Origin of the sequence: Streptomyces sp. SID14436 (assembly GCF_010548465.1) — a bacterium.
Lineage (GTDB): Bacteria > Actinomycetota > Actinomycetes > Streptomycetales > Streptomycetaceae > Streptomyces.
The window spans coordinates 1-4135 of record NZ_JAAGMD010000240.1 but is presented as its reverse complement, the minus strand read 5'-3'; the positions used below and the strand labels follow the sequence as shown (position 1 = coordinate 4135).

General features: G+C 72.4%; 7 protein-coding genes. 5 read left to right on the top strand and 2 right to left on the bottom strand.

The window, feature by feature from the left end; translation table 11 throughout:
- The 5 genes from G3I53_RS08880 to G3I53_RS08860 form a co-directional block, all read left to right on the top strand.
- A partial coding sequence (locus G3I53_RS08880; protein ID WP_203616779.1) for an HRDC domain-containing protein occupies nucleotides 1–404 on the top strand: 404 nt, incomplete at its 5' end.
- A gap of 164 nt (nucleotides 405–568) precedes the next feature.
- A complete protein-coding gene (locus tag G3I53_RS08875; protein WP_164337101.1) occupies nucleotides 569–883 on the top strand; it encodes a hypothetical protein in 315 nt (104 codons plus the stop codon).
- Nucleotides 884–1060: 177 nt separating this feature from the next.
- Nucleotides 1061–1429: a WhiB family transcriptional regulator gene (locus G3I53_RS08870; RefSeq protein ID WP_004983671.1), complete on the top strand. Its 369-nt coding sequence runs from the start codon at nucleotides 1061–1063 to the stop codon at nucleotides 1427–1429.
- Nucleotides 1426–1749 carry a hypothetical protein gene (locus G3I53_RS08865; protein WP_164337100.1) on the top strand — a complete coding sequence of 108 codons (324 nt, stop codon included), beginning with the start codon at nucleotides 1426–1428 and terminating at the stop codon, nucleotides 1747–1749. The genes G3I53_RS08870 and G3I53_RS08865 overlap by 4 nt, the downstream gene beginning before the upstream one ends.
- Nucleotides 1750–1885: 136 nt before the next feature.
- Nucleotides 1886–2095: a hypothetical protein gene (locus tag G3I53_RS08860; RefSeq protein WP_164333571.1), complete on the top strand. Its 210-nt coding sequence runs from the start codon at nucleotides 1886–1888 to the stop codon at nucleotides 2093–2095.
- Nucleotides 2096–2158: 63 nt separating this feature from the next.
- Here the strand turns inward: G3I53_RS08860 and G3I53_RS08855 are convergent, their stop codons facing one another.
- Nucleotides 2159–3526 (bottom strand): AarF/ABC1/UbiB kinase family protein, encoded by a 1368-nt coding sequence (locus G3I53_RS08855; protein WP_164333572.1) that lies wholly within the window; start codon nucleotides 3524–3526, stop codon nucleotides 2159–2161.
- The coding region (locus G3I53_RS08850; RefSeq protein WP_164438201.1) for a TOMM precursor leader peptide-binding protein at nucleotides 3519–4135 on the bottom strand (617 nt) is incomplete at its 5' end. The genes G3I53_RS08850 and G3I53_RS08855, both read right to left, overlap by 8 nt.

Below are 4135 nucleotides of genomic sequence, written 5' to 3'. Positions count from 1 at the left end.
GCGGCGTACCGGGCGCGGCGGCGGGTGCCGGGCCCTCCGGTGCGCTGCCGGGGCGGGTGCGCAGGCAGCGCAGCCCCGCCCGCTGCCGGGTCTGCGGCCGCACGCTCACGGACGGGGGCGAGCTGAAGCTGCTGCGGTGCGAGGAGTGCCCCTCCGACATGGACGAGGGACTCTACGAGCGGCTGCGGGAGTGGCGCGCCGAGCAGGCGCGCCGCAGCGGGCAGCCGGCCTTCTGCGTCTTCACCGACAAGACACTGATGGCGATCGCCGAGTCCGACCCGGAGGACGAGCACGAGCTGGCCCGCATCCCCGGCGTCGGCATGCGCAAGCTGCGCCGCTACGGTGCCGATGTGCTGGCCATCTGCGCAGGCCGTGAGGCCGTCGGGGGCAAGGATCAGGACTGATCCCAACTCGTCGAAAAAATAGTTTGCGCAGGCGCCGGGAATCCCCATAGGTTCTTAGGCACGGGAACGGAGGCCTTCTCGGAGGCCCTGATTCCGTGTTGTACTTGTTCATCCGCAGGACTGGCTCGTCCCAGTCCCCGATGCGCCGAGAGGAGGCGAGCCCAGTGATCAGCATCAAGAACAACTCCGTCGTCAAACTGACCGATCGCTCGGCCGTCTCCGTGTGCATGCTCGGCGCCTCGAACCAGGGCACCGGTGTGTCCGGCATCCGTGCCGCGCACCTGGCGTCCTCCTTTGCTCCCGCGGGCCTTGCCGTCCGTGAGCGCGATGCGCGACCGACCGAGGCACTGGACGCAGTAGTGGCACAGGCCGAGGCCTATGCCTTTGCGGCAGCCGGTGCCGGATTCCGGGAGCAGACGACGCAGCACCACCTGATGTGGGCCTTCCGTGGGCCAGAACCCTGGAGTGATCCAGCCTGATCTGATCAGGCCGGCGCCTTCAGGGCCGCGGAACCCCATCCGGGATCCGCGGCCCTTCTGTTTGTCCACGAACGGTGGACGACGCCGAAGAAGGCGCCTCGGGGCAGAGAGCAGAACCCGGTACCAGCCGCCATACCGGCCGACCGGCCGGAAACGACCAGACGAGGAAGACGAACCGTGCAACTCGAAGCGCACGCCCCGTCCGTACCGCCTTCCGACACGATCCCCAAGCCTGGCTCCACGGAGGACCCGACCTTGACTCCGCTCACCGCGCTCACCGCGCTCGACGACGCCATCGAGAACCTCGGCGTGCCCGTCCCCTGCCGTTCCTACGACCCGGAGGTCTTCTTCGCCGAGTCGCCGGCGGACGTCGAGTACGCCAAGTCCCTCTGCCGTACCTGCCCGCTGGTCGAGGCCTGCCTCGCCGGTGCCAAGGAGCGGCGTGAGCCGTGGGGCGTCTGGGGTGGGGAGCTGTTCGTCCAGGGCGTCGTCGTCGCCCGGAAGCGGCCGCGTGGCCGTCCGCGCAAGAACCCGGTCACGGCATGAACACCCCCGGCACGATCGACCGTCCCCTCACGCACGACCCCCAGAAGCAGGCCCCGATGATCCCGTCCGCTCACGAGCCCTCCGGCTCCGCGACCGAAGACTTCACCACCAGTGGCGCGAACGACTCGCGCCAGAACAGGACCCGAGAGATGCAACTCATCCCCGAAGCCATGGCCCGTGCCCATATGCACGAGCGACTCGACGAGGCGCAGCGGGAGCGCCAGGCCGTGCGCCTGGTGACCGCTCGCCGGATGCAGCGCCGTGCCGAGCGCGCCTCCCGGCGCGCCCGCCGGGCGCTCGCCATGGCGGTCATGCAGTAGCCGACGCCATGCGCAGCGTCCCTCCCCGACGGGGGAGGTCCGCGCCCTTCTCCGCGGGGGCCGGTCCGTGCCGAACGGACCGGCCCCGCGCCGCGTTGTGCGCGCCGCCCGCGGAGCGCGGGGTTATGGTCGGCGGGTGACGACTCGGCCCGACGGCCCCGACGGAGAGGGTTCCGCGACGGAGCCCGGGACCGTGCTGTGCGCCCGCTGCGGGGCCGCCGCCGACGGGCCGCCGGTGAGCTGGACGCTGTCCGTGGAGGGCGGCGTCCGGCGGCACTACTGCGAGGTCTGCTCCCGGGAGAACCTCAGGGCGATCGAAGGACGCCTGGACGCCGAGTGGTGGTGAGGGCGGCGGGACGGGAGTGACCCGCCCGCCGGTGTGGGCATGCCGCCTCACGCGGCGGCTTCGTCACGCCTCCGCGGCCGGCTCCTCATGGACCGGTTCCTCGGGGACGAACCCCGGCAGCCACTCCTCCAGTTCGTCCCGCAGCCGCACCGTCGCGCCGAGCTGGCACAGGACGCCGATGGTGCTCAGCGTCACCCGGTGGATCAGCAGGTAGGCCGGGGGCAGGTTGAGCCTGCTGCCCAGCTGGTAGGCGGGGGAGCGGGGGTCGGCGATGCGGGCGGCCTGGGTGCGGATCCAGCCGCGGGTGAAGGTGAACGCGTCGGCCTGGGCCGGTTCGATGATCGGGAGCAGGTAGTCGAGGACCGCGTCCGGGTCCAGCTCGATGGACTCCTTGACGAAGCCCTCGGTGCACAGCATCGCGTAGACCGCCTCGGCCTCGCCGTCCAGCGTCATGCGCAGCGACTCGCCGATGATGGCGGGCAGGCCGCCGGGAAGGCGGTCGACGGTGCCGAAGTCGAGGACGCCGAGCCGCCAGTCGTCCTCACCCTCCGGGCCGCCGGGCAGCAGGCGGAAGTTGCCCGGGTGCGGATCGGCGTGCAGCAGCCCGGTGCGGGCCGGACCGGAGAACAGGAAGCGGGCCAGGAGCTGGCCGGCCCGGTCCCGCTGCTCCTCCGTGCCGTCCGAGATGATCTCCGAGAGCGGGATGCCGTCCATCCACTCGGTGACCAGGACCTGCTCGCCCTGATGCACCACGTCCGGCACGACGACGTCGGGGTCGTCGGTGAACTCGTCCGCGTGGGCACGCTGGGCCTGGGCCTCCAGGCCGTAGTCCAGTTCCTCCGAGACCCGGTCCTTCAGTTCCGTGATCAGGGGTTTGACGTCCATGCCGGGGACCAGCGGACCCAGCAGCCGGGCGAACCGGCTCAACTGGTTCAGGTCGGACAGCAGTGCCTCGCCGGCGCCCGGGTACTGCACCTTGACGGCGACCTCACGGCCGTCGTGCCACACGCCCCGGTGGACCTGGCCGATCGAGGCGGCGGCGGACGGCTTGTCCTCGAACTCCAGGAACAGGTCGCGCCAGTCCTCGCCGAGCCGCTCCTCGAGGACCGCGTGCACGGTGCGGGTCGGCATCGGAGGGGCGGCCTCCTGCAGCTTGGTCAGCGCGGCCCGGTAGGGTCCGGCGACCTCCTCCGGCAGCGCGGACTCGAAGACCGACAGGGCCTGCCCGAACTTCATCGCGCCGCCCTTCAGCTCCCCGAGGACCTTGAACAGCTGGTCGGCGGTGCGCTGCTGGAGTTCCCGGCCGACGAGGTCCGCGGACTCGCCCACGATCCGCTTGCCGAGCCCCCAGGTCGCCCGTCCGGCGATGCCGAGCGGGAGCGCGGCCAGCTTGGCGGTCCGGGTGACCGCCTTCCGGGGAAGATCAGACATGCGCCCTCCAAGTCCCTGCCGACCGCTTCGCGTCCACCTGGCGGCGTGACTCCTCGGGCGGTCCTTGCCCGCCCATTGTCGCGCGTTCCCGCCCGTCCCCGGAGGGGTGTTCCTCCTTACCTTTCTGTGCTGCTCCACACACACATCCGGGATGGGCCGGCACCGGGCGGGACTGCCAGTGCAGGCCCGGTGCGGACACCTCCCAGCGGGAGCCGGCACTCGACGGGACGCGGCCGTCCAGGAAGGCGAGCGCATGGGCCGCGGCCAGGCCGGCCACCGTGGTCGCCAGGGCCAGGTCGCAGGCACCGACGCCGCGCCGGCCGCCGGAGCGCCACTGGGCGACGAGGCGCGGCCAGGCCGGGTCACGGTCGACGCGGTGCTGCTGGAGACACCCCGCGCAACCCGTCTCGCCGGGCAGGACCAGCGGGCCGACCACACCCGTGCCCTCCACCACCCCGGCGTACAGGTGCGGCGTCCCGGAGGCCAGCAGGGGTTCGGCGGCACCCGGGTGAGGCGCGTGCACCGCCACGTCGTCCCGCGGGGCGAGCACGACCAGGGAGAATCCCGGGCCGTCCGGCTCGGGCCGGGGCCGGACGGCCCGGCGCCGGG

Excerpts from the sequence above, each read along its gene's own strand:
- G3I53_RS08865 (WP_164337100.1), top strand. The coding sequence starts at position 1,426 with ATGAACACCCCCGGCACGATCGACCGTCCCCTCACGCACGACCCCCAG.
- G3I53_RS08855 (WP_164333572.1), bottom strand. The coding sequence starts at position 3,526 with ATGTCTGATCTTCCCCGGAAGGCGGTCACCCGGACCGCCAAGCTGGCC.